A 24773-nucleotide genomic window follows, 5' to 3' on the forward strand; every position below is an offset into this window, starting at 1 on the left:
GGTGCTGTGGCGGGAGGCCGGTGCGGAGGCCGGTGTGGACGCCGGTGCGGGACGCCGTGGCGGAGGCCACCACCGGCCTCCGCACCCCGGCGGCTACTGCGGCCAGGCGGCGTCGATGTCGGCCGCGGTCTTCTGGATCGACTGCCCCTCCGCGAACCAGGCCGTCAGCGACTTCCACTCCTGCCCCGCGCCGACGGCGGCCGGCATCAGGTCGGAGCCGTCGAAGCGGAAGGTCGCCGCCGGGTCGGTGAGCGCGTCCGCCGACAGCCGGTCGACCGGATCGGTGTAGAGGCTCTTGTCCACGCCCTGGTTGGCCGAGACCCAGCCGGTCGCGGTCCGCACCCGACTGCTCGCCCACTCCGAGCTGGACAGGTAGTTCTGCACCGCCTGCACCTCGGGCCGGTTCGCGAACGCGGCCAGGAACTCGCCACCGCCCTCGACCGGGTTGGGGACGGCCGGGTTCACCGCCGGCAGCTGGAAGGCGAAGACGTCGCCGTCCGGGCCGACCTTGGTGTCCTTGGGCCACTGCGCCTTGTAGAACGAGGCCTGCTGGAGCATCGCGCACTTGCCGCTGAGGATCGGCGCGCCCGCGTCCTGGAAGGTCGTGGTGGCGATCGACTTGACGTCGCCGTAGCCGCCGTTGACCCAGGCCGGGTTCTGCATCCAGTCGGCCACGGTCCGCATCGCCGTGGTGATCTTCTCGTCGGAGAACTTCACCTTGTGGCCCACCCACTGGTCGTAGACGTCACCGCCGTACGTGCCCAGCACCACCTCCTCCAGCCAGTCGGTGGCCGGCCAGCCGGTCGCGGTGCCGGAGGCGATGCCGCCGCACCACGGCTTGGTGGCGCCGGCCTTGGCGATCCGGTCGCTGAGCGCCATCAGGTCCGCCCAGGTCTTCGGCACCTCGTACCCGGCCGCCCGGAAGGCCTTCGGCGAGTACCAGACCAGCGACTTCATGTTGGCGCTCATCGGCGCCGCGTAGAACGTGCCGTTGACCGAGCCGTAGGTCTTCCACACCGGGCTCCAGCGGTCCTCGTTGCTGACCGTCTGCGCGGGCGGCTTCACCACCTTGCCGCTCTTCACCATCTGCGCCAGCAGGCCGGGCTGCGGGACGATCGCGAAGTCCGGGGTGTTGCCGCCGGCCACCCGGACCGGCAGCTGGGACTCGAAGTCGTTCGAGCCCTCGTAGCTGATCTTGATGCCGGTGCATCTGCTGAACTCGGCCCAGGACTTCTCCAGGTTGTCCGACTCCGGGCTCAGGATCGAGGCGAACATCGTCACCGTGGTGCCCGAATGCCCCGCGTACGGCTGGTACTTGGCACAGTCGCCGGTCAGCGACGGGGCGGCTCCGTCACCGCCGCCACCCGAACCGCCGGAGCTGTTGGAGCAGGCCGCGGTCAGGGCCAGGGCCGCCAGCAGGGCGGGCACGGCGACCAGGCGGCGGCGTGAACTCGTGGACGGCGCGGTCGGGTTGAGGGTCAATGCGGTCCTCCTCGCCAGGGCGTGCTGCCGGGCTGTGGGCTGAACGACATTGCGCTGTACCGGAGATGGTTCCGCCGAGATCTCGGACGAGCGTCCGAGCAATCGATTCGACGACGTTAACGCAGCCACCGGCCCCCGCCAAGGTCCACGCCCGACCTTCACCCGGTCGTGACCACGACACGCCAGGCGGCACCCCCGGCGCACCAGCACCCCCGGGAACACCCGCGGCCCCGCCCGGGGACCCGGACGGGGCCGCTCGCGGCGCGCCGTCAGTACAGCCGGACCGGCAGCTCCAGCAGGCTGTTCACCACCAGCGACGGACTCGGCCGCAGCTGCTCGTCCGGGACCGCCAGCGACAGCCCGGGGAACCGCTCGAACAGCGCCGGCAGCGCCACCCCGGCCTCCAACCGGGCCAGCGGCGAACCCGGGCAGACGTGCGGGCCGTGGCCGAAGGACAGGTGGCGGATCGGGTCCCGGGTGACGTCGAACAGCTCCGCCGTGACCCCGTGCTGCGACGGGTCCCGGCCGATCGCGTTGTACGACACCAGCACCGGCTCGCCGGCCGGGATCACCACGTCGCCGACCGCGATGTCCTCCGCCGCGAAGCGGAACAGGAAGTTGCTGGTCGGCGGCGTCCAGCGGAGCGACTCCTCCACCACCGCGTCCCAGGACACCCGGCCCGAACGCACCAGCTCCAACTGGTCCGGGTGCGTCAGCAGGGCCCGCACCGCGTTGCCGATCAGGTTCACCGTGGTCTCGTGGCCCGCCGCGATGATCACCCGCAGGGTGGCCGCCGCCTCCGCGTCGGTCAGCGCCCCGCCCTCGGTGTCCGCCGCCAGCAGCACGCTCGCCAGGTCGTCCCCGGGCACCGAACGGCGCTGCGCCACCAGGTCGTTCACGAAGGCGTTCAGCCCCGCGATGGTCGCCTGGATGCCCCCCGGGTCCGGCTTGATGCCGAAGAACCGCTCGTACAGGTCGCGCAGCACGGCGTGGTCCGACTCCGGAACGCCCAGCAGCGAGCAGATCACCGTCATCGGCAACGGGAAGGCGAACGCCGACTTGAGGTCCACCAGCGGCTCCCCCGCCGCCAGGGCGTCCAGCAGCGCGCCGGTGATCCGCTCGACCCGCGGGCGCATCAGCTCCACCCGGCGCGGGGTGAAGGCCTGCGCCACCAGCGCCCGCAGCCGCCGGTGCGCGGCGCCGTCCGTGGTCACCATGCTCGGACCCGGCACCGCCAGGCCGATCAGCGGCCAGGTCTTCGGGACCTCCCCGCGCTGGAAGGCCGCCCAGTGCGCGGCGTCCTTCACCAGCCGGGCGTCGGTCAGCAGGTCGCGGGCCTCGGCGTGCCGGGTCACCGCCCAGGCGGAGACCCCGCCGGGCAGCACCACCGGCGCCACCGGGCCGGCGGACCGCAACAGGGCGCCCTCGGCGGCGGAGTCACGGGCCAGCGGATCGAGGGCTATCGGGGCCGGGGCAGCGGTCATCGACGGGGATCTCCTTGACTGGGGCGGGACGTGGGGATGCGATCAGGCCGGATGGCCGGGGGTGAACGAGACCGGCAGCGCCACCAGCCCGCGCACCCAGGCCGACGGCCGCCACACCAGGGCGTGCTCGGCCACCGCCAGCCGGAGGTCCGGCAGCCGGTCCAGCAGCACCTCGATCGCCGTGGTGGCGATCACCTCGGCCGCCTCCTGCGCCGGGAACGGGCAGCCGTGCTCACCGTACGAGTAGCTCATGTGCGCGCGGTTGCCCTCGGCCGGGCGGCCGTCCGCCTGACGCACCGACGGGTCCGCGTTCGCCCCGGCGAAGCCCAGCAGGACCATGTCCCCCGCGGCGATCCGCTGGCCGCCCAACTGGGTGTCCCGGACCGCCCAGCGGCCCGCGAAGATCTGCGTCGGGGTGTCCTCCCAGAGCGCCTCGTTCAGCGCCTGGCTGATGCTGCGCCGGCCGCCCGCCAGCGAGGCGGCGAACCGCTCGTCGGTGAGCATCAGCCGCAGCGCGTTGGAGATCCAGTACGACGAGGGCTGGTGACCGGCGATCAGCAGCACCCGCAGGTCGCGCATCACCTCCTCGTGCGTCAGCCCGGCCGGGTGCGCCAGCATCCGCGAGGCCACGTCCCCGCCCGGGTGCTCGGACTTCTCCCGCACCAGGTCCAGCATCAGCTCCAGCAGCCGCTGCGCACCCGCCGGGGCGTCCGGGCCGCCGTCCAGCATGGCCAGCAGCGCCGCGATCAGCTGCGGCGCCTGCTCCTCGTCCAGACCGAGCACCCGGCACAGCACCAGCAGCGGCATCCGGTGCGCGTACTCGGCGACCAGGTCGGCCTCGCCGCGGCCGGCGAACCCGTCGATCAGCCGGTCCGCGATCTCCTCGGAGTGCTTGCGCAGCTCGTACGGGTCGACCTCGGCCAGCGCGTCGGTCACCGCCCGGGAGCGGCGCACGTGCTCCTCGCCCTCGGCGTACAGGATCGACGGCACCGGCGCCATCATCGGCTTCAGCGGCCAGTCCTCGGGCAGGGTCTCCCAGGCGTTCCAGCGGCTGGAGTCGCGGCCGAACAGCTGCGGCTGGCCGGTCACCAGCTGCAGCTCGCGGTAGCCGATGACCAGCCAGGCGGGCACGCCGCCGGCCAGCTCGACCGGGGCGACCGGGCCGTGCGCGGTGCGCAGCTCGCGGTACAGCTGGGCCGGGTCGGTCTGGAAGCGCGGCCCGTACAGCGGGGCGGCCCCGGCGTGCGCCGGGCAGCCCGGGGGCGGGGTGGCGGCGGGCTCGGTCACGGGGTGCTCTCCTCGTACTCCGGGGTGACGGGGGCTTCGGGGGCCTCGACGGCTTCGGCGGCTTCGGCGGCTTCCGCGGCGGGGGCCTCGCCGGCTTCGAGGCCGGCCGGGGCGCCGACCGGCACCGGGGGCTCGCCGGCGGCCTCCGCCAGGGCGGTCAGATGGCGGACCAGCGCGATCAGCACCTGCTTGCCGGACTCGCGGTCCCGGGCGTCGCAGTCCACCAACGGCACCTCGGCGGGCAGGTCGAGCGCCTCCCGGACCTGCTCCAGGGAGTGGGTCTGCTCGCCGAAGTTGTTGCGGGCCACGATGAACGGCGTGCCGTGGTGCTCCAGCCGGTCGATCGCGTACCAGGACTCCTCCAGCCGGCGGGTGTCCACCAGGACGACCGCGCCCAGCGCGCCGCTGAAGAGACGGTCCCAGAGGAACCAGAAACGTTCCTGCCCGGGGGCACCGAACAGGTACAGCACCTGGCTCGCCGACAGGGTGATCCGGCCGAAGTCGAACGCCACCGTGGTGGAGCGCTTGCCCCAGGCCCCGGCCGGGTCGACGCCCTCACCCGCCCTGGTCATGACCTCCTCGGTGTTCAGCGGACGGATCTCGCTGACCGAACCCACCAGGGTCGTCTTGCCCACCCCGAACCCGCCGACCACGACGATCTTCAGCGCGTTGTCGGCCGTCGCCCGCAACGGGGTGCGACCGGCGCCGGGGGCCGGGTCGGTGCCGGGGGCCGGGTCGGGGGCCGTGGGGGCCGGGTCAGTACCGGGGAGCACCGGGTCAGAGCCGTTGGAGGCCATGCAGCACCTGCTTCAACGTGTCGAGATCGGGCAGCCGGGCCTTGGTCGGCGCGAACCGGGGGTGGCGGGCGGTGACCGCCCCGGACTCCAGCAGGTCGCCGAGCAGGATCTTCACCACCGAGATCGGCAGCGCCAGCTCCGCGGCCACCTCCACCAGGGCCGTCGGGGCCTCGCACATCCGCAGGATCCGGGCGTGCTCCGACTGCATCCCCGGCGCCGGCACCCGCTCGGCGACGATCAGGGTGACCAGGTCGAAGGCGTTCTCCGGAGCACGGCTGCGCCCCCGGGTGATCGTGTAGAGGCGGTCCGGATCGTCGTCACGACCCGGCAGGACCGGCCCGGCGTTCATGCCCCGGCGCTCTCTTGCGGCACGGCGCCCACTTCCTCCGGCTCCGCCCCGTCACGGGCCGGGGCACTCAGGTGGACGCCGATCTGCTCGATCAGGCCGTGCATGTTGTGGCCGACCACGCCGACGTCCGCGTCGTCGTCCGTGACCACCGCGAGGTGCGCGCCCTCGCCCGCCGCCACGATGCACAGGATGCCGCCGTGGAACTCGGTCATCGACTGCCGGACGCCGCCGCTGCCGTCACCGAACTCGATCGAGGCGCCGTGCGCCAGGCTCTGCAGACCGGAGGAGATCGCGGCCAGCTGGTCGGCCTGGTCGGTGCTCAGCCCGTCGGTGTGGCAGAGCTTGAGACCGTCGGCGGAGAGCACCAGGGCGTGCCGGGTGCCGGGGGTCGCCGCCAGCAGGTTTTCCAACAGCCAGTCGAGGTCACGGTCAGTGGCGCTGCTCATCAGGAGTCCTTCTCGGTGACGGGGGAAGCGTCGGGCGTGGTGTCGGTGTCGGTGTCGGGGGCCGTGGGTGCCGGGGCCGCGGAGAGCTGGTCGGCGGCCTGCCGGGCGGCCTTGCGGAAGGCGCCGAACCTGGCCGCGGCGGTCGCCGCGTCGGCCGGCACGGGCTTCGCCGCGGACGCCGGGGCGACTGCGCTCCGGGCGGAGGCCCGGGTGGGGGTCGTCGCGGCGGCGGGGGTGGTCGTGGTGAGGGTCTGGCCGCGGCGGCGCTGCGGCAGACCGCTCTCGGTCAGGCGGGCCGGGGCGCCCTGGGCGGGCACGGCGGGCACGGCCCCGACCGGCACCGCGACGGCAGGCACCGCGACGGCAGGCACGGGGACGGCCGGTACGGGCACGCCCACCGGGGCCGACGGCCCGGCCGGCACCGACGGCAGCGGTGCGGGCGCCGGGCGCGCCGGGGTCAGCGCGGGGCGCACCTGCTCCCCGGCGGGCGGGCGGACCGCCACGGGCGCCGGCTCGGACGCCGGAGCCGGGTGCGAGACCAGCTGCTGCGGGATCAGCATCACCACCCCCGTACCGCCGCGCGCCGACGGCCGGAAGGAGATCTGCAGGCCGTGCTTGCGCGCCAGCGAGCCGACCACCGCGAGCCCCAGCCGGGTCCCGGCGGACAGCGTGGCCAGATCCAGGGGCTCGGCGGAGACGGCCCGTTCGGCCCGGCGCAGCCAGCTGTCGCTCAGCCCCAACCCGCTGTCCTCGACGGTCACCGCCAGACCGGCCGGCACCTCCTCGACGTACACGTGCACCTCCGCCGGCGGGGCGGAGAAGTTGGTGGCGTTGTCCAGCAGCTCGGCCAGCGCGTGCATCACGCCCTCGGCCGCGAACCCGGCCACCGCGGCCGAGCTGGCGTTGTGCAGCCGCACCCGCTGGTACGCGCCGATCCGGCCGAGCGCACCGCGCAGCACCGACTCCACCGCGATCGGCTTGGCCCAGCGCCGGCCCGAGCGGGCGCCGGTGAGCACCGCGATGCTGTCGGCCATCCGACCCGCCTGGGCGGTCGAGTGGTCCAGCCGCAGCAGGTCCCCGAGGACCTCCTCGTCGTGCCGGTGCTGCATCTCGCGCAGCTCGGCGTGCATGCTCGTGGCCAGCGCCTGGACCCGGCCGGCAGCCGTCGCGCAGACCGCGAGCGCGGCGGCACGCAGCCGCTCGCCCCGGCCGACCTCCTCGGCGACGGCGCGCAGCAGCGCGTGCTGGGGGTGGCCCCGGTGGGCGGCCAGCGCGCTGTCCACGGACGCGCCGCCGCGCAGCCGCTCCACCACGTCCGGCAGCACGCCCCCGGTCAACCGCTCCAGCTCGACGCGCTCCGCCTCGACCTTGTCCCGCTCGGCCTCGAAGCCGGCCCGCTCGGCCGCGATCTCCTCCCGCAGCCGGGCCAGTTCCCCGTGGACGGCGGTGACCTCGTCCTCGGCCCTGACCCGCTCGGCCCGGGCTGCGTCCCGTTCGGCACCGGCCGCTCCGGCCCGGTCCAGGGCCGCCACCTCGGCCTGTCGGGCGGCACCGGCGGCGACCAGCGCCGCCATCGTCTCCTCGTGCTGCGCGGCGAGCTCCTCGGCCAGCCGGCGGGAGCGTTCGGCACCGGCCGAGGCCAGTCCGACCGCGATCAGCCAGAGCACCGTGACCGCGGCCACCGCGAGGGCGGTGAGCGGCTGGTGCGCGCCCAGCGCCCGGGTGACCCCGACCGGTGCGGCGGCGACCGCCAGCAGGACGGCCGCCGCGGTCAGGGCGGCGGTGCGCGGCGCGGGCCGTCGGCTCGGCCGGCCGTCGGGGCTGGTGGCTTCTCTCATCGGTGCGATCCTCGGCAACGTCGGCGGCGGCGCGGGCGGCGGGTCGGCAACGGATACGGCCGCCGACTGCTGGTCGGGCGCATACGAGACCGCCCGGAGACGTCGCGAAACGTCTCCGGGCGGCTGATCGGTTCACGCTTTGGTCCGATCATATCGATTCAGACATTGGCCTCAACCGGCCAGTTGACGGCCAATCTCCTTCATTCACGTCGTACACACCGATTGGCGACGCAACCGACGCACCGTCGAACCCCGCGCTTCACCCCAGCTCCGCCTCGACCGCCCGGCGCACCGCCCGCGGGTCCAGCCCGTGGTCGACGATCACCCTGGCCCCGAAGCCCTCCCCCTCCCGGAGCACCCCGAGCAGCAGGTGCCCCACCGCGATCTGACCGGATTTCAGCCGCAACGACTCGCGCAGCGAGAGCTCCAGCACCTTCCTCGCCCGGGCGCTGAACCGGGCGCGGGCCGGCCTCGACTCCGCCGCCCTGAACCAGCCGCGGCGCCGCGGCCCGTCCCCGGCCGGCACGTCCAGCGCCCCCTCCCCGAACTCCGACTCCACCGCCGCCCGGACGGCGTCCAGATCCACTCCGATCGAGGCCAGCGCCTCGGCGTCGCCGCCCGGCCCGACCAGCCGCACCACCGCCCGCCGCGCCGTCTCGCGGTCCAGGCCCATCCCGATCAGGACGCCCGCCGCGGGGTCGTCCGGCTGCGCCAGGATCGCGAGCAACAGGTGCTCCGTCCCGACGACGGCGTGCCGCAGCTCCCTCGCCTCGCCCTGGGCCAGCAGCACCACCTGCCGCGCCGATTCGGTGAACCGCTCGAACATCTCTCAGCCTCCGTCCTCGCCCTTGCCGGGCCCGCGCCGGGCGTACTTCTTGTGCACCGCCTGCCTGGTCACTCCCAGGCACACCGCGATGTCCTGCCAGGACCAGCCCAGCGACCGGGCATTGCCCACCTGCAACCCCTCCAGCCGGTCCGCCAGATCACGCAGCGCACGGACCGCCCGGAGCCCCACCGCGGGGTCACGACTGCTCGCCGCCGCCGCGAGTTCTCCGCTCTCGCTCATACGTCAACTCTGGTTGACACCGCTGCCCATGTCAACCCCGGTTGACACCACCGCCCCGAAGACACTTCCCCCACCACCCGGGAACGACGAACAGAGGCGGGGCGAGGACGTGAAGTCCTCGCCCCGCCTCAGCGGGTGCTCACCCCCCGCGGGGTGGCGACCGGTGTCAGCTGCAGCCGCTGGTGGAGCCGCAGCCCTCGCAGAGGTAGCAGCTGCCGGCGCGGCGCATCTTGGTGCCGCAGGAGAAGCAGAGCGGCGCGTCGGCGTTGAGGCCGAGCTGGATCTCCATCAGCTCCGTGGAGTTGTGGGCCTGCTTCGCGGCCGGCTTGGGCGCCTCGACGGCCGGAGCCGGCTTGGCGACCACCGGGGCGGACTGGGCGAGCGACTCGGTGTCGAGCTCCTCCGCGTCCAGCGGCTCGTAGGACCCGGTCTCCAGGTGGCGCTGGCGCTCCTCGACGGAGTGGATGCCGAGCGCCGAACGGGTCTCGAAGGGCAGGAAGTCCAGCGCCAGGCGGCGGAAGATGTAGTCGACGATCGACTGCGCCATCCGGACGTCCGGGTCGTCGGTCAGGCCGGCCGGCTCGAAGCGCATGTTGGTGAACTTCGAGACGTACGTCTCCAGCGGCACGCCGTACTGCAGGCCGACCGAGACGGCGATGGAGAAGGCGTCCATCATGCCCGCGAGGGTCGAACCCTGCTTGGACATCTTGAGGAAGACCTCGCCGAGGCCGTCGTCCGGGTAGGAGTTGGCGGTCATGTAGCCCTCGGCGCCACCGACCGTGAAGGAGGTGGTGATGCCCGGGCGGCCCTTGGGCAGGCGCTTGCGGACGGGGCGGTACTCGACGACCTTCTCGACCGCGGCAGCCGGGGTCGCGGACGCCTCCTCGGACGTGGCCTCGGAGTCCTTCTTCTTCGCCGAGAGCGGCTGGCCGACCTTCGAGTTTTCCCGGTAGATGGCGAGCGCCTTGACGCCCATCTTCCACGCCTCGAAGTAGATCTCCTCGACGTCCTCGACGGTCGCGGCGGCCGGCATGTTGACGGTCTTGGAGATGGCTCCGGAGATCCACGGCTGGATCGCGGACATCATCCGCACGTGGCCCATCGGCGAGATGGAGCGCTCGCCCATCGCGCAGTCGAACACCTCGTAGTGCTCGGCCCGGAGGCCGGGGGCGTCGACGACGTTGCCGTGCTCGGCGATGTGCGCGACGACCGCCTCGATCTGCTCGTCCTGGTAGCCGAGGCGCTTGAGGGCGCGCGGGACCGTGCCGTTGACGATCTGCATCGAGCCGCCGCCGACGAGCTTCTTGAACTTGACCAGGGCGAGGTCGGGCTCGACGCCGGTGGTGTCGCAGTCCATCATCAGGCCGATGGTGCCGGTGGGGGCGAGCACCGAGGCCTGGGCGTTGCGGAAACCGTTCTGCGCGCCGATGCGCAGGACGTCCTGCCAGGTGTCGTTGGCCGCGGCCCAGACCGGGGCGTCCAGCTCGTCCAGCGAGACGGCGGCGAGCGAGGCGTCCGCGTGCTGCTTCATGACCCGCTGGTGCGGGGCCGCGTTGCGGGCGTAGCCGTCGTACGGGCCGACGACGCCGGCGAGTTCGGCGCCGCGGCGGTAGGCGGTGCCGGTCATCAGGGAGGTGATGGCGCCGGACAGGGCGCGGCCGCCCTCGCTGTCGTAGGCGTGGCCGGTGGCCATCAGCAGGGCGCCGAGGTTGGCGTAGCCGATGCCGAGCTGGCGGTAGGCGCGGGTGGTCTCGCCGATCTTCTCGGTGGGGAAGTCGGCGAAGCAGATGGAGATGTCCATCGCGGTGATGACCAGCTCGACGACCTTGGCGAAGCGCTCGGCGTCGAACGAGTCGTCGTCGCGCAGGAACTTCATCAGGTTCAGCGAGGCGAGGTTGCAGCTGGAGTTGTCCAGGTGCATGTACTCGGAGCAGGGGTTGGACGCGTTGATACGGCCGGACTCCGGGCAGGTGTGCCAGTGGTTGATGGTGGAGTCGTACTGGATGCCGGGGTCGGCGCAGGCCCAGGCGGCCTCGGCCATCTTGCGGAACAGCTTCTTGGCGTCGACGGTCTCGATGACCTCGCCGGTCATCCGGGCGCGCAGGCCGAATTCGGTGCCGTTCTCGACGGCCGTCATGAATTCGTCGGAGACGCGGACGGAGTTGTTGGCGTTCTGGTACTGGACGGAGGTGATGTCGTCCCCGCCGAGGTCCATGTCGAAGCCGGCGTCGCGCAGGGCGCGGATCTTCTCCTCCTCCTTCACCTTGGTCTCGATGAAGGCCTCGACGTCCGGGTGGTCGACGTCGAGCACGACCATCTTGGCCGCGCGGCGGGTGGCGCCGCCGGACTTGATGGTGCCGGCGGAGGCGTCGGCGCCGCGCATGAAGGAGACCGGGCCCGAGGCGTTGCCGCCGGAGGAGAGCAGCTCCTTGGAGGAGCGGATCCGGGAGAGGTTGAGGCCGGCGCCGGAGCCGCCCTTGAAGATCATGCCCTCTTCCTTGTACCAGTCGAGGATCGACTCCATGGAGTCGTCGACGGCCAGGATGAAGCAGGCGCTGACCTGCTGGGGCTGCTTGGTGCCGACGTTGAACCAGACCGGCGAGTTGAAGCTGAACACCTGGTGGAGGAGGGCGTGGGTCAGCTCGTGCTCGAAGATCTCGGCGTCGTCCGGGTTCGCGAAGTAGCCGTGCTTCTCGCCGGCGGCGCGGTAGGTGAGCACCACGCGGTCGATGATCTGCTTGAGGCTCCACTCGCGCTGCGGGGTGCCGACGGCGCCGCGGAAGTACTTGGACGTGACGATGTTGACGGCGTTCACCGACCAGAAGTCGGGGAACTCGACGCCGCGCTGCTCGAAGTTGATCGACCCGTCGCGCCAGTTGGTCATGACGACGTCGCGGCGCTCCCAGCGGACCTCGTCGTACGGGTGCACGCCAGGAGTGGTGTAGATGCGCCCGATCCGAAGACCGCCCTTGGGGGCCTTGCCGGCACCCTTGGCCGCGGCCTTGTCGGACTTCGACCCGCGTGCGGAACCGCTCGTGGTGTCTGTCACTTCTTCCTCCTCCTGGGCAAACGCCCGAAGTGCCCTGAAAAGTCCGGGCACCGCTGGTTCGTTCTTCCGGTGTGCGGGCAGCGGGGAGTCCTCGCCTGCTTGCGCACGGTTTGTTGTGTTCTGCGCCCTTTTTCAGGGCGTGCGTGGGCCCCGGGGGGCCGGTGTGGTGCGGTAGGCCCGCTGGGGGCCGGGGTGCGGCGCCTCCTAGGGCGCGGCGGCGGCGACGGGCACGCAGGTGCCGTCCGCCTCGGGGACGGGCCGCTCGGCGCGGAGCTCCGCGATGGCGGCCTCGAAGTCTTCCAGTCCGTCGTAGGCCTGGTACACGCTGGCGAAGCGCAGGTAGGCGACCACGTCGAGGTCCTTGAGCGGGCCGAGTATGGCCAGCCCGACGTCGTGGGTGGTCAGCTCGGCGTTGCCGGTGGCGCGCACGCACTCCTCGACCCGCTGGCCGAGCTGGGCGAGGGCGTCCTCGGTGACCGGGCGGCCCTGGCAGGCCTTGCGGACGCCGCTGATGACCTTTTCCCGGGAGAAGGGCTCGGTGACCCCGCTGCGCTTGATGACCATCAGCGCGGCCGTCTCCACGGTGGTGAAGCGGCGGCCGCAGTCCGGACACTGCCGGCGCCTGCGGATGGAGCTGCCGTCTTCGGTGGTCCGGCTGTCGACAACGCGGCTGTCGGAGTGCCGGCAGAAGGGGCAGTGCACCTGAGGATCCCTCCGTGGCAGAACGTGCGGACCTGTTGAGTCTATGCGATGCGACCCCGGCCTCGGCAAGCTGATCATGCACCGTAACCACTAGCACTGGGCCCAGAGAGGACTGTAGCCACTACATGTAGGTCTCCGGGGGGATGCGGCACCCCTGGCGTGTCGGCGCCGATTAGACTGCCGAAGTCGACGTCCGGTCGAACATTTAATCGATGTACAACAAAGCCTTGATCGAGTCAGCCAACTCCCGAATAATTCACTCGAACGTGTGTTTGGCGCAACCTTTCGATAGGAGGTGCGTTGGGCTGGAAAAGGGAGAGGACAGCCGTCGAGAGGGGCCGCCGTGAACACCATTGAAAGCAACACCATCCCGGTGCAGGAACACTCCCAGTTCAAGGTGGGGCAGCGCACCACGAATCAGCAGGGTGTGGACATCAGCATGGACCGTAGCGAAGACCACCGCCTCTCCGGCCCGGCAGTCTCCGGCGCGAGCCGCGTCCCCGACCAGCCGATCGAACACTCGCCCGCACTGGACGACGCCCATCCGTCGCCCACCCGCGCGATGCCCGGCCGCCCCCCCGGAATCCGGACGGACGAGGCCGGCCTCACCGAGCGCCAGCGCCGCGTGATCGAGGTCATCCGGGACTCCGTCCAGCGCCGGGGGTACCCGCCGTCCATGCGCGAGATCGGCCAGGCCGTCGGCCTGTCCAGCACCTCCTCGGTCGCCCACCAGCTGATGGCCCTGGAGCGCAAGGGCTTCCTGCGCCGCGACCCGCACCGCCCGCGCGCCTACGAGGTCCGCGGCGTCGAGGTGGCCCGTCCGAACACCGCCGAGACGGCCGGCCGGCCGTCCACCTCCTACGTGCCGCTGGTCGGCCGGATCGCCGCCGGCGGGCCGATCCTGGCCGAGCAGACGGTCGAGGACGTCTTCCCGCTGCCCCGCCAACTGGTCGGCGAGGGCGAGCTGTTCGCGCTGACGGTGCGCGGCGACTCGATGATCGAGGCGGCCATCTGCGACGGCGACTGGGTCACCGTGCGCCGCCAGCCGGTCGCCGAGAACGGCGACATCGTGGCCGCGATGATCGACGGCGAGGCGACCGTCAAGCGGCTCAAGCGCGAGGACGGCCGGATCTGGCTGATGCCGCACAACCCGGCGTACGAGCCGATCAACGGCGACAACGCGACCATCCTGGGCAAGGTCGTCGCGGTCCTGCGCCGTCTCTGAGCGCCCGCCGCGGCCCGCACCGGGAAGGGGCTCCACCGCACGACTGCGGGGAGCCCCTCCGGCGCGTCCGGGGCCGGGGTCGGCGTCGGGGTCGGGGCTGGGGACGGGCTCCGCGGCCCGGGCCGGCCGTCAGAACCCGCCCGGCCGACCGCACCGACCGGCCGGACCGCCCGGACCCAGCCCGGCGGCTCAGCCCCGCTTCACCACCGGCCGGACCGGCACCGCCGAGGCGTCGATGGCCGCCAGCGAGCGGCGCACCTGGTTGCGGTCCGTGGTGTACCAGAACTCCGGCATCGAGGACCGGAAGAAGCTCCCGTACCGCTTCGTCTCCACCCGTGGGTCCAGCACGGCCACCACACCACGGTCGTCCGCCGCGCGCACCAGCCGGCCCGCGCCCTGCGCCATCAGCAGCGCCGCGTGCGTCGCCGCGACGGCCATGAAGCCGTTCCCGCCGCGCTGTTCGACGTCCTTCTGGCGGGCGCTCATCAGCGGGTCGTCCGGCCGGGGGAACGGGATGCGGTCCATCACGACCAGCTGGCAGGCGGAGCCGGGCACGTCCACGCCCTGCCAGAGCGACAGGGTGCCGAACAGGCAGGTGGTCGCGTCCGAGGCGAACTCGCGGATCAGCTCGCCGAGGGTGTCCTCGCCCTGGAGCAGGATCCGGTTGTCCAGCCGCTCCCGCATCGCCTCGGCCGCCGTCTGGGCGCCGCGCATCGAGGAGAACAGGCCGAGCGTGCGGCCGCCGGCCGCGCCGATCAGCTCGGCCAACTCGTCCAGCATGTCGGGCCGTTCGGGGTCGCGGCCCGGTTCGGCGAGGTGCCGTGCGACGTACAGGATGCCCTGCTTGGGGTACTTGAACGGCGATCCGACGTCGATGCCCCGCCAGTGCGGGGCGGCGTCCTCGCCGAAGCCCGGCTCGGGGTTGTCCCCCTCGGTGCGCTCGTCCGGCAGCCGGGCCTCGGAGGGCAGGCCGACGGAGGCGGCGACGCCGTTGAAGTCCCCGCCGAGCTTGAGGGTGGCCGAGGTGAGCACCACCGAGCGCTCCTTGTACAGGCCCTCGCGGAGCAGCCCGGAGACGCTGAGCGGCGCGACCCGCAGCGAGGCGGTGCCCATCCCGAAGCGGTCGCTGCGCTCGATCCAGACCACGTCGTACTCGGAGTCCTCCAGCAGCCGCTCGGCCGTCTCGTGCAGGGACTCCGCGGAGGCCATCGCCTGCTTGCGGACGGCGTCCTCGTCGCTGAGCGCCTTGTCGCGGGTCTCACCGAGCGAGGTGATCACCTGGCGGGAGGCGTCCCGGATGGCGGTGACGGCGTAGGCCAGGTACTCGGGCAGTTCCTCGACCCGGCCGGGCTGGGCGGTCTCCATCAGGCCGTGGAAGTTCTCGGCCGCAGCCTGCAGGGCGTCCACAGCCTTCTCGTTGGCGAGCCGGGCGGCCCGCTTGACCGCCCGGTTGACGGCGCCGACCGCCAGCTCGGCGGTGGCCGCGCCGGTGACCCGGTTGACCAGCTCGTGCGCCTCGTCGACGATCAGCAGCCCGTGTTCGGGCAGCACCGGCGCGCCCTCGATCGCGTCGATGGCGAGCATCGCGTGGTTGGTGACCACCACGTCCGCCAGCTTGGCCCGCTCGCGGGCCTTCTCGGCGAAGCACTCCTGCCCGTAGGCGCAGCGGGTGGCGCCGAGGCACTCCTTGGAGGTCACCGCCAGCTGGGCCCAGGCCTTGTCGGAGACGCCGGGGCTGAGGTCGTCGCGGTCCCCGGTCTCGGTCTCGTCGGCCCACTCGCGCAGCCGCAGGACGTCCTGGCCGAGCTTGCTGGCGGGCCCGCCGAGCACCTCGGCCGCGTCGAACAGGCCCTCGCCCTCGTCGCTCGGGGTGCCCTCGTTGGCCCGGTGCAGGCACAGGTAGTTGGAGCGGCCCTTGAGCATCGCGAACAGCGGCCGGCGGCGCAGCACCGGGTGCAGCGCCTCGACGGTGCGCGGCAGGTCGCGTTCCACCAGCTGGCGCTGGAGCGCCAGGGTGGCGGTGGCGACCACCACGCGGTCGCCGTGGGCGAGCGCGGGGACGAGGTAGGCGAGGGACTTTCCGGTGCCGGTGCCGGCCTGGACGAGCAGGTGCTCGGCGTTGTCGACCGCGTCGGCGACGGCCTCGGCCATCCGGGCCTGCCCGGGGCGCTCCACACCGCCGACGGCCGCGACCGCGGCGTGCAGCAGTTCGGGGATGCGGGCGCGCGGGACGGCGACGGCCTCCTCGGCCCCGGGGGCCTCGGAGGCGTCGGCGTCGTCCTCGTCGGGGAGGTCGGGGAGCTGGGATTCGGAGTCGTTCGTCATGACCCTCCCACCCTACGGGGCGGGGGTGACAATCCGGCTCCGTTGCCCGGGTAGATCCGCCTCCAGGGTCACCAGGGCGTTCGGGACGGTGCCGTACCGGGCGGCGTGCGGGCGGTGCGGGCGGTCCTGGTAGCCGTCGAGGAGCAGCCGGTTGCGGTTGAGGCAGAGCCGGTCGATCCGGGGCCGGAAGAGGTCGAACAGCTCGAAGCGCTCGTGCAGCCCGGGGAAGCGCTCCTGGTAGCGGTGGACCTCGGCGCGCAGCAGGGCCCAGAACTCGGTCTCGGGGAGTCCGGTCTGCGCCTCCAGCAGCGGGGCGAGGTAGCGCAGGACGCCGATGAAGAGTCCGGAGTGGAGGAACTGGCAGAGCCCCTGGGGGCCCTCCCGGAGCAGCACGTCGTCGACCTCGGGGGGCAGGTCGCGCAGTTCGGGCAGGTCCTGGTCGCTGAGGTTGACGTCGTCGACGAAGTCCTTCACCGCGAGCCTGGTCGGCCTCTCGCGGCCGTCGAAGACGACGATGGCGTTCTCCCCGTGCGGGGAGAAGACCAGCCCGTAGCGGTAGAGGAAGTGCAGCAGCGGCGGCAGCAGGGCGCTGAACAGCCGGGCGGTCCAGGCGGCGGGGGTGAGGCCGGAGCGGGCGATCAGTTCGGCGGCGAGCGCCCGGCCGTCGGAGCCGGTCTGCAGCAGGGCGGCGAGGGTGCGGGCCCGTTCGTCCGCGGTCAGGGCGGGGCCGAGGGGTTCGCGCCAGATCGCGCCGAGGAGCTCCTTGTACTGGTAGGGCGCCTCGGGCAGTTCGCGGTAGAGGGGGTGGTCGACGGTGACCGAGGCGATCTCGCCGAGGAGGATCACCCGGCACTCGTCGCGCAGGTAGGGGTCGGCGTCGCGCAGGCCGTGGATCCAGGCGGTGACGGCGGGCGCGGCGAGGGTGCGTTCGGTGGGCAGGCCGCGCCAGACCAGGGTGTTGAGGATGGCCAGGGGCAGTTTGACGGTGCAGCGTTCGGGGTGGGCGGTGTTGAAGAAGGAGCGGATGGACTGCTGGGGCAGTCGTGGGTCGCCGTCGGAGGGCAGCGGGACGATCTCGCCGGAGGCGATCCAGGGCGCGAACAGCGGGAGGACGGTCTCGTCCCACTGCCAGGGGTGGACGGGCAGCAGCAGGTAGTCGTCGGCGGCCGGTCCGAGGGCGGCGCGCAGTGCGTCCGGGTCGTCGAGTTCGCGGGCGTACAGCTGCTCGGGCCGTTCCAGGCCCGGTACGCCGCGGTACTGGGCGAGCCTGCGGTGGACGGCGATCCAGGGCAGCGGACGCGGGGTGCGGGCCTCGGGGGCCCAGCGGGCGGTGTCGCCGGCGGAGAAGCCGATCCGGCCCTTGTTGGGGACGATCCAGGGGTGGCCGTCCTGGCGGCCCTCCAGGCCGGGGTGGTCGAGGTCGGCGAGTTCGGCGGCGGTGAGCGCGGTGGCGAGCTGGCGCGCGTCGGCGGTGAGGGTGGCGGTGAGTTCGCGGATCAGGTGGCCGGTGGTCTCGCCGCGCAGGCCGAGGGCGTGCCGGGCGTGCGGGAGGAAGCGCAGCGGGTCGAGGCCCTCGGGGTCGGTGCAGCGGACGGAGTCCGGGTCGACCCGCCAGCTGCCGTAGGCGCCCCGGCGGGCGGTGAAGCGGTACTCGGCCGCGGGCAGCGCCAGCAGGTACTCGTCGGCCGCGGTGCCGGGGGTGGGGGTGAGCAGTTCCTCGTAGGAGAACTCGCCGATCATCTTGGCCAGCAGGGCGCGGCCGGCCCGCCGCCAGTGCCCGGCGGTCAGGTGCGGGGGCAGGTAGAGCGGCGGTTCAGCGGCCGGCGGTTGCGGCACGGGTCAGCTCCTGGGGGCGGGGGACGGTGGTGGTCCCGGGGGCGGGGGTGCCGGCGGCGGGTCCGGGGGCGGGCGGTGCGAAGCCGGTCCAGGCGGTGCGGGTGGGCAGCCGGTGGACGGTGCGGCCGGTGACGGCGTTGAGGATGACGGCGGCGCGGTGGGCGCCGAGGCCGAGGTCGGGGGTGCCGACGCCGTGGGTGTGCAGTTCGGCGTTCTGGACGTAGAGGCCGCCGGTGAGTTCGGGCCGGGTGGCGACCCGGTGGTCGAGGTCGACCCGGTAGCGCCCGGCCCCGTCCCAGTCGATCAGGTGGGCGAGCGGTTCGAGGGCGGCCGGCCGGGCGGCCCGGTAGCCGGTGGCGAGCACCACGGCGTCGGTGCGCAGCACGTGTTCGGCGCCGGAGTCGGTGTGCCGGCAGCGCAGTTCGAGGCCTCCGCAGGGGCCGGGCCGGGCGTCGGTGACGGCGGTGCCGGGGGTGATCTCGAGCGGGGCGGTGTCGATGGGGTGGCCGATGGTGCGCTCGTAGAGGTGGTCGTGGATCTCGGCGAGGGTCTCGGCGCTGGCGGCCTTGTGCAGCTGCCACTGGGCGGTGACCAGGGTGTCCCGGACGGCTTCGGGCAGGCCGTGGAAGTAGCGGGTGTAGTCGGGGGTGAAGTGTTCCAGGCCGAGCTTGGAGTACTCCATGGGTGCGAGCGCCCTGGTCCTGGTGAGCCAGCGCAGCCGGACGGCGTCGCCGTCGTGGCGGCGGAGCAGGTCGAGGAGGACCTCGGCGCCGGACTGTCCGCTGCCGATGACGGTGATGTCGCGGGCGTCGGCGAGGTCGGCGCGGCGGTCCAGGTAGTCGGCGGAGTGGAAGGCCCGGGGGTGGCCGGCGAGGTCGGCGAAGGCCTCGGGCAGGACGGGCCGGGTGCCGACGCCGAGGGCGAGGTTGCGGGCCCGGACGGTGCTGCGCCGCCCGGTCGCGGTGTCAGTGAGTTCGGCGCGGTAGCAGTCGCCCTCCCAGTGCAGGGCGGTGACCTCGGTGCCGAAGCGGCAGTTGGCGAGGCGTTCGGCGGCCCACCGGCAGTAGTGGTCGTACTCGCGGCGCGGCAGTTGGAAGCGTTCGGCGAAGTAGAAGGGGAAGAGGCGGTCCTGGTCGCGCAGGTAGTTGAGGAAGGACCACGGGTTGGTCGGGTCGACGAGCGAGACCAGGTCGGCGAGGAAGGGCACCTGCATCCGGGCGCCGTCGACGAGCATGCCGGGGTGCCAGCGGAACTCGGACCGCTGGTCGCAGAAGAGGGTGCGCAGGCCGGGGACGGGGTCGGCGAGCGCGGCGAGCGAGAGGTTGAACGGGCCGATGCCGACGCCGAGCAGGTCGTACGGCGGCGGGGGTGCTGGGGTGTCCACGGGACTGTCCTAGGCGGGGAGTAAGCGGGAGCGGACCATCAGGGCGGCGCGCTTGTCGGGCAGGTCGAGTTCGGCGGCCGTCCGGAACCCGGCCCGTTCGAAGGCCCGGACGGAGCGGCGGTTGCGGACGTCCGGTTCGGCGAGGACCCGTTCGCAGCGGGGCCGCCGGTGCAGGACGAGGTCCGCGACGGCGGCCAGCAGGACGGCGCCGAGGCCCCGGCCGCGGCTCTCGGCGGGGCCGAGCAGCAGGTGGAGGCCGGTGTCGTGGGGTCGGGCCGGGTAGTGCCGGGCGAGCGGGTCGAGGTCGGCTCGGTAGACCTCCCAGTAGCTCATCGGGGTGCCGTCGAGCAGACCGAGGCAGGGCACGCTGCGGCCGTCGCCGTGGAGTTGGGCCCGGACGTGCCGTTCGGTGGTGGCGGGCGGTCCGGCGAGGTCCCAGAACGCGTCGACCTCGGGGTCGTTCATCCACCCGGTGAGCAGGTCGAGGTCGGCGGGCAGCCGGAGGGGGCTGAGCCGGAACGGGCCGGCCGGGGTGGGGACGGCACCCCATCCGGGCAGGTGGTCGAGCAGGGCGCCCGGTCCGGGCCGCGCCGGGACGGAGTGCACCGGGCGGGGCCGCTCCGGAATGGGGTCTGCCGGTCCGGGCCGCGCCGGGACGGAGTGCACCGGGCGGGGCCGCGCGCCGGTGCCGGTGTCCTCGGGGTTCACGCGTGCCCCGTCCGCGACCGTCGTCCGCCCGCCCGGTCGGCCACCGGGTTGGGGATGTCCACGTAGACGGACTGGGTGGCGACCGGTCCGACGAGTTCGTCCAGGCCGTTGATCCGGGTGAGCAGGTTGGCCTTGCAGGGCAGGGTGGGTGCGTCGAGCAGCAGGGCGGGCAGGGCCGAGCCGGTGGCGGCGGCCCGCGGGCCGGCCAGGAACCGCCGCAGTCCGGCGAGCAGGACGGTCTCGTCGGCGAGTCCCTGGCTGCCGAGCGCGCCGACCAGGCCGAGGACGTGGTTGATGCCCAGGTAGTAGGCGAAGTGGTGGTCGATCACGTCGTCGGGCAGGAAGGTGTCGCTCCGGTCGCCGAGTCCGGGCAGGCGGGCGGTGAGCCGGTCGGCGGCGCTCTCCCGGTAGTAGTAGCCCTGGTTGTCGCGGTAGCGGCCGCCGTCGGGCCAGCCCTCGGCGTCGAGCAGGACGAGGCTGTTCTGCTGGTGCGCCTCCAGGGCGATGCCGGCCCGGCCGTCGAGCCACAGGACGGGCAGGACGACGGCGTCCAGGTAGCGCAGGAACCATTCGGCGGCGACGGTCCGCAGCGGGCGGGCGTGTCGGGCGGCGAGGGCGCGCAGGGTGTCGCCGAGCCGGGAGGGCACGGTGTCACCGGTGCCGAGGGGCTGTTCGGCGACGAGTCCGGCGAGGCAGTACGCGCGGTCGGCGGGGGCGAAGGGCTGGGCGCGCAGCACGGTGTCCAGGCCGCCCGGGTCCCCGAGCGCGGGGTGGTCGACGCCGATCCAGGCCGGGTCGCGGACGACGTCGAAGCCGGGGTGGGCGGCCCGCCACTCGGTGGCGAGTCCGCTCTCCAGCAGCCGGTGCACCTCGAGTCCGCGGTGGAGTTCCTTGCGCAGGTTCTCCCGGCGGGAGTTGGTGATCCGCAGGCCGAGCGAGAGCTTGAGCATCCACGGGGTGCCGGGCCGGTAGACGGTGCGCACGGAGGAGGTGGGGTACCAGGGTTCGCCGGCCGGGCCTAGGTCGTGCAGCAGTCCGTCGGCGAGGAGTTCGGCGACGGCGGGGCGGTGGGCGAGTTCGCGGGCCTGCCAGGGGTGCAGCGGCAGGGCGGCGGTGCCGGGCGGCAGGGCGGCGTGGTCGCCGAGCAGGCCGGCGGTGATCCGGTCGGCGCTCTCGTCGAGGGCGGAGCCGGCGGCGAGCAGCCTGCGGTCGACGGCGTACCAGTGGAGCCGGAAGGAGCCGTGCAGTTCGGGCGAGTAGGCGGCGCTCTGGGCCGGGCCGAGGCCGTCGCGGCTCTTCGGGGTGGGGTGCAGCGGGTGGCCGAGGAGCAGGGACTGTTCGGCGGCGAGGAAGTGCGAGTGCTCCGGTCCGCCGGCGGGCGCGGCGGTGCGGCGGTGGGCGAGGATCTCGGCGGTGCGCACGACCGAGTCGGCGACCCGGGCGGCGAGGTCGGCGACCTGTCCGGGGTCGGGCCGTTCGGCGGCCGCGGCGGCGAGCAGCGCGGCGGCGGTGACGGCGTCGACGGGCGCGGCGCCGGGTCCGGGGCCCTCCGCCGCGGCGGTGTCGTGGGCGGCGAGGACGGCGGGGCCGAACCGGTGCCAGCCGCCGGGTGACCAGTGGCGGACGGGGGCGGAGAGCAGGGCGGCGCCGCCGAGGACGGCGATCCGCAGTCGGCCGTCGGGGCCGGGCCGGGCTCCGGTCTCGCGCGTCCAGCAGCGCAACAGGGCTTCCAGTCCGGCCTGTTCGGCGGCGACGGCCGGGTCGGGGTGGAGCAGCGGGTCAGGGTGTAGCAGCGGGTCGGGGTGGAGCAGCGGCGCCGGCGGGCCCGGCTGGAGCAGCGGCGCCGGCGGGCCCGGCTGGAGCAGCGGGCCGGGCTGCGGCGGCGGGCCCGGATCGGCCGGCCGGGGCGCACCGCCCGACGCCTGCGCGTCCTCCGGGTCCCCGGGGGGCTCCGCCTGCAGCGGGGGGTCGGGCGGGGCTCCGGTGAGGGCGGTGCTCAAGGCTGCTCCTTGGGACGCGTGGGGGTGCCGACGCGCACGGGTGGTGGACGGTTCGGCGGGCACTCGCACCGCGGCGTCAGGTAAGGGTTACCTATCCCTGAGGGGTGATCACAAGAACGGCTCACTCGTCCGGGTGAAGATCCGGGATTGTTCACCGCCCGGGAGGACGGCCCGGTTGTGCCGCCGGGCGGGACGGCCGGTGCGCCGCCGGGCCGGCGTGGGCCGCATCACGGATCGGTGACCTGTGGTCAGGAACGCAACCCGGGGGGCGGCCGCCGCCGTCCTGGTGTCCGGTGGAAGACTCCACAGCGGCGAGCCGCCGCACGACAGCCCGACCGAGCACAGGGGGAAGCGCACAGATGCCATCGATCCACCGGTCAGCCTTGGCCGCCGCCCTGGTCACCGGAACCCTGCTCGCGGCGAGCGCCTGCGGGCCGGACGGCCCGGCCGGCGGCGGGGGCGGCGCGGCGCCGCCGCCGGCCTCCGCGAGCAGCGCCTCCGCCGGCGGCGGACTGATCGGCGGGATCACCCTCCCGTCGGGCCTGCCGACCAGTCTGCTGGAGGGCCTGCCCAAGACCTGGGACGACCTGAAGAAGTGGCGCTTCGAGGACTGGGACAAGTGGGCGTCCCAGCACGTCTTCAACAACCCGGTGGTGAAGGACTTCTGGAACCCGGACAAGATGGGCGACTCCAAGCCCGCCGAGCCGGCCCCGCCCACCGCCAAGCCCGCCACCGACAACGGCGTGACCGATCCGGAGCCCGCCGTGGTCAAGGCCACCCCGGTGGCCCGCCCGTACACGAAGCAGCCCTCCGGGAAGGTGTTCTTCAGCGCCCAGGGCGGCCGGGGCAACTGCTCGGCGACGGTGATCACCGACCCGCAGCACCCGGGCCGGAGCAACCTGGTCTGGACGGCCGGCCACTGCGTGCACGCGGGCAAGGGCGGCGACTTCTTCAAGGACCTGGTCTTCGTCCCCGCCTACAACAACTCGGGCGCCTCCAGCGGCGGCAAGAAGGCCCCGCTGTCCGAACTGGCCCCGCTGGGCACCTGGTGGGCCGACCTCGTCACCACCTCGCCGCAGTGGATGGTGGAGGGCGGCGAGAGCGGTGACGCCGCGAACCAGTACGACTTCGCGATCATGCGGGTGCACAACCAGAACGACACCGGGAAGTCGCTGGAGGAGACGGTCGGTTCGGCCGTCCCGGTCTGGTTCGACGCCCCGCGGGACAAGGTGTCCGTCGCCGCGGTCGGCTACCCGCTCTACAAGCCGTTCGACGGCCAGGAGCTGTACCGGTGCGACGGCGGGAAGCCGACCCGGCTGTCGTTCGACGCGAAGCGCCCGTCGATGCTCACCATCGGCTGCAACATGACCCAGGGCGCCAGCGGCGGCGGCTGGTTCGCCACCATGCCGGACGGGCGGACCGCGCTGGTCAGCAACACCTCGATCGGCACCCAGGACCACACCTCGCTGAGCGGCCCCTACCTGGAGGCGGTCGCCCGGCAGGCGCTGGACTGGATCTCCAGGAAGCCGTAGCCGCACGGCCGGCGGAGACCGCACCCGGGGGACGATGCACCATGCCCAAGCACACCGGCCGCGCACCGCGGCGCCGGCCCGCGGCGGCCGGCGCCGCGGTGCTCGCCGCACTCGTGCTCGCCGCGACCGCCTGCGGCCCGGACGGCCCCGGCGCCCCCGCGCCGCCGCCCGCCGCGCTCCCCCGGGCGGTCCCCACCGGCCCGGACGACCTGGCGGGCTGGAAGCTGGAGGACTGGACGCGCTACGTCGCCGACAGCGGCTCCGCCGAGGAGGCGCCGCCGGGCGCCTGGACGGCCGGGCGGATGGCCGCCGCCAAGGGCCGGCCGACGCCGGAGTACCCGCTCGCCTCGGCGCCGGCGGGCGTCCAGCACGACGCCCCGCCGCCCGCCGGCCGGGCCGTCCCGCAGCCGCGCCCGTACGGCCCGGCCTCCGCCGTGGTCGGCCGGCTCTTCGCCGGCACGGCCCACGGCGACACGGCCTGCTCGGGCACGGTGGTCTCCGACCCGGCCAACCCGGGCCGCAGCAACCTCGTCTACACCGCCGCGCACTGCCTGCACGAGGGCGGGGGCGGCGGCTGGCTGAAGGGCGTCACCTTCGTCCCCGGCTACAACCGGGACGGCGGGGCGGTCCGCGGCCGGCCGGCCACCGAGCAGCAGCTCGCGCCGTACGGCCGGTGGACGGCGGTGCGCGCGCTGGTGTCGCCGACCTGGCTGCGGGAGGGCGGCGTCGGCGCCCGCCACCAGTACGACTACGGGATCGTCCGGGTGCGCGGCGAGGAGGCCTCCGGGCCCTCACTGGAGGAGGTCGTCGGCGCCGCCGTCCCGGTCTGGTTCAACGCCCCGCGCGAGCAGGTCACCTCGGCCGCCGCGTACGGCTACCCGGCCGAGCGGCCGTCCGACGGGCTGGAGCTCGACCGCTGCGACGCCGCCACCGCACCCGGCCGGCTGTCCTTCGACCGGGCCCGCCCGCCGATGTACGTGATCGGCTGCCCCATGACGGGCGGCGCCGACGGCGGCGGCTGGTTCATCACCAAGGACGGCAAGCCGAACCTGGTCAGCGTGACCGCGCTCGGCGGCCGCACCCCGGACGGGTACCTGGCCGGCCCCGCCCTGCAGGACCAGGCGAAGCGGGCCTTCGACTTCTTCAGCAAGAGCACCAGGTGACGCACGGGCCGCGGACCGCCCCGCCGTCCCGGTTGTAGCCGGGGACGAAGGTGACGCCCATCAGCCAGCCGCCGCCCCCGCCCTCGTGCAGGCAGTGCGC

At 73.8% G+C, this 24773-nt stretch carries 19 protein-coding genes; 3 read left to right on the plus strand and 16 right to left on the minus strand.

Translation table 11 applies throughout. The features are described 5' to 3' along the window. Positions 1–93 precede the first annotated feature (93 nt). From AB0N04_RS26970 to nrdR, 11 genes are all read right to left on the minus strand, one after another. Positions 94–1482: an ABC transporter substrate-binding protein gene (locus AB0N04_RS26970; RefSeq protein ID WP_360212304.1), complete on the minus strand. Its 1389-nt coding sequence runs from the start codon at positions 1480–1482 to the stop codon at positions 94–96. A 269-nt stretch (positions 1483–1751) separates the two neighbouring features. Next, positions 1752–2966, minus strand: a complete 1215-nt coding sequence (locus tag AB0N04_RS26975) for a cytochrome P450 (protein ID WP_360212306.1) — start codon at positions 2964–2966, stop codon at positions 1752–1754. Positions 2967–3008: 42 nt separating this feature from the next. Further along, complete coding sequence (locus AB0N04_RS26980; RefSeq protein ID WP_360212308.1) at positions 3009–4253, minus strand: cytochrome P450; 1245 nt, start codon at positions 4251–4253, stop codon at positions 3009–3011. After that, positions 4250–4942: an ATP/GTP-binding protein gene (locus AB0N04_RS26985; protein ID WP_360212343.1), complete on the minus strand. Its 693-nt coding sequence runs from the start codon at positions 4940–4942 to the stop codon at positions 4250–4252. The genes AB0N04_RS26980 and AB0N04_RS26985 overlap by 4 nt, the downstream gene beginning before the upstream one ends. Before the next feature lie 88 nt (positions 4943–5030). Then, the gene (locus tag AB0N04_RS26990) at positions 5031–5399 is read right to left on the minus strand and encodes a DUF742 domain-containing protein (protein ID WP_360212310.1); all 369 of its coding nucleotides are present in this window, start codon (positions 5397–5399) and stop codon (positions 5031–5033) included. Beyond that, positions 5396–5845: a roadblock/LC7 domain-containing protein gene (locus tag AB0N04_RS26995; RefSeq protein WP_360212312.1), complete on the minus strand. Its 450-nt coding sequence runs from the start codon at positions 5843–5845 to the stop codon at positions 5396–5398. Before AB0N04_RS26995 ends, AB0N04_RS26990 begins: the two co-directional genes overlap by 4 nt. Then, positions 5845–7683 carry an ATP-binding protein gene (locus tag AB0N04_RS27000; RefSeq protein ID WP_360212314.1) on the minus strand — a complete coding sequence of 613 codons (1839 nt, stop codon included), beginning with the start codon at positions 7681–7683 and terminating at the stop codon, positions 5845–5847. Before AB0N04_RS27000 ends, AB0N04_RS26995 begins: the two co-directional genes overlap by 1 nt. A gap of 259 nt (positions 7684–7942) precedes the next feature. Further along, positions 7943–8509 (minus strand): Clp protease N-terminal domain-containing protein, encoded by a 567-nt coding sequence (locus AB0N04_RS27005; RefSeq protein ID WP_360212315.1) that lies wholly within the window; start codon positions 8507–8509, stop codon positions 7943–7945. Positions 8510–8512: 3 nt separating this feature from the next. After that, positions 8513–8749: an RNA polymerase subunit sigma-70 gene (locus tag AB0N04_RS27010; RefSeq protein ID WP_360212316.1), complete on the minus strand. Its 237-nt coding sequence runs from the start codon at positions 8747–8749 to the stop codon at positions 8513–8515. A 166-nt stretch (positions 8750–8915) separates the two neighbouring features. After that, positions 8916–11798: a vitamin B12-dependent ribonucleotide reductase gene (locus tag AB0N04_RS27015; protein WP_360212317.1), complete on the minus strand. Its 2883-nt coding sequence runs from the start codon at positions 11796–11798 to the stop codon at positions 8916–8918. A 204-nt stretch (positions 11799–12002) separates the two neighbouring features. Continuing rightward, complete coding sequence (gene nrdR / locus AB0N04_RS27020) at positions 12003–12500, minus strand: transcriptional regulator NrdR (RefSeq protein WP_360212319.1); 498 nt, start codon at positions 12498–12500, stop codon at positions 12003–12005. A gap of 562 nt (positions 12501–13062) precedes the next feature. Here nrdR and lexA point away from each other — a divergent pair. After that, complete coding sequence (lexA, locus tag AB0N04_RS27025; RefSeq protein ID WP_224281048.1) at positions 13063–13725, plus strand: transcriptional repressor LexA; 663 nt, start codon at positions 13063–13065, stop codon at positions 13723–13725. 189 nt (positions 13726–13914) lie between these two features. Here the strand turns inward: lexA and AB0N04_RS27030 are convergent, their stop codons facing one another. The 5 genes from AB0N04_RS27030 to AB0N04_RS27050 all read right to left on the minus strand — a co-directional run bounded on the left by AB0N04_RS27030 (position 13915) and on the right by AB0N04_RS27050 (position 21789). Next, a complete protein-coding gene (locus AB0N04_RS27030; protein WP_360212321.1) occupies positions 13915–16050 on the minus strand; it encodes an ATP-dependent DNA helicase in 2136 nt (711 codons plus the stop codon). A 12-nt stretch (positions 16051–16062) separates the two neighbouring features. Further along, the gene (locus tag AB0N04_RS27035) at positions 16063–17886 is read right to left on the minus strand and encodes an IucA/IucC family siderophore biosynthesis protein (RefSeq protein ID WP_360212323.1); all 1824 of its coding nucleotides are present in this window, start codon (positions 17884–17886) and stop codon (positions 16063–16065) included. Continuing rightward, entirely contained in the window at positions 17864–19270 is a 1407-nt protein-coding gene (locus AB0N04_RS27040) for a SidA/IucD/PvdA family monooxygenase (protein WP_360212325.1), read from the minus strand. The genes AB0N04_RS27035 and AB0N04_RS27040 overlap by 23 nt, the downstream gene beginning before the upstream one ends. A gap of 9 nt (positions 19271–19279) precedes the next feature. Then, positions 19280–19876, minus strand: a complete 597-nt coding sequence (locus tag AB0N04_RS27045) for a GNAT family N-acetyltransferase (RefSeq protein WP_360212327.1) — start codon at positions 19874–19876, stop codon at positions 19280–19282. 98 nt (positions 19877–19974) lie between these two features. Continuing rightward, entirely contained in the window at positions 19975–21789 is a 1815-nt protein-coding gene (locus AB0N04_RS27050) for an IucA/IucC family protein (RefSeq protein WP_360212345.1), read from the minus strand. Positions 21790–22337: 548 nt separating this feature from the next. Here AB0N04_RS27050 and AB0N04_RS27055 point away from each other — a divergent pair. After that, complete coding sequence (locus AB0N04_RS27055; RefSeq protein WP_360212329.1) at positions 22338–23510, plus strand: hypothetical protein; 1173 nt, start codon at positions 22338–22340, stop codon at positions 23508–23510. Between the two features lie 41 nt (positions 23511–23551). Continuing rightward, on the plus strand, positions 23552–24673 hold the full coding sequence (locus tag AB0N04_RS27060; protein ID WP_360212331.1) for a hypothetical protein: 1122 nt from the start codon (positions 23552–23554) through the stop codon (positions 24671–24673). Positions 24674–24773: the final 100 nt, after the last annotated feature.

This window comes from Kitasatospora sp. NPDC051702 (genome assembly GCF_040681575.1).
GTDB lineage: Bacteria > Actinomycetota > Actinomycetes > Streptomycetales > Streptomycetaceae > Kitasatospora.

Excerpts from the sequence above, each read along its gene's own strand:
- AB0N04_RS26990 (WP_360212310.1), bottom strand. The coding sequence starts at position 5,399 with ATGAACGCCGGGCCGGTCCTGCCGGGTCGTGACGACGATCCGGACCGC.
- AB0N04_RS26975 (WP_360212306.1), bottom strand. The coding sequence starts at position 2,966 with ATGACCGCTGCCCCGGCCCCGATAGCCCTCGATCCGCTGGCCCGTGAC.
- lexA (WP_224281048.1), top strand. The coding sequence starts at position 13,063 with ATGCCCGGCCGCCCCCCCGGAATCCGGACGGACGAGGCCGGCCTCACC.
- AB0N04_RS27060 (WP_360212331.1), top strand. The coding sequence starts at position 23,552 with ATGCCCAAGCACACCGGCCGCGCACCGCGGCGCCGGCCCGCGGCGGCC.
- AB0N04_RS27000 (WP_360212314.1), bottom strand. The coding sequence starts at position 7,683 with ATGAGAGAAGCCACCAGCCCCGACGGCCGGCCGAGCCGACGGCCCGCG.
- AB0N04_RS27030 (WP_360212321.1), bottom strand. The coding sequence starts at position 16,050 with ATGACGAACGACTCCGAATCCCAGCTCCCCGACCTCCCCGACGAGGAC.
- AB0N04_RS27005 (WP_360212315.1), bottom strand. The coding sequence starts at position 8,509 with ATGTTCGAGCGGTTCACCGAATCGGCGCGGCAGGTGGTGCTGCTGGCC.
- AB0N04_RS27055 (WP_360212329.1), top strand. The coding sequence starts at position 22,338 with ATGCCATCGATCCACCGGTCAGCCTTGGCCGCCGCCCTGGTCACCGGA.
- AB0N04_RS26995 (WP_360212312.1), bottom strand. The coding sequence starts at position 5,845 with ATGAGCAGCGCCACTGACCGTGACCTCGACTGGCTGTTGGAAAACCTG.
- AB0N04_RS27010 (WP_360212316.1), bottom strand. The coding sequence starts at position 8,749 with ATGAGCGAGAGCGGAGAACTCGCGGCGGCGGCGAGCAGTCGTGACCCC.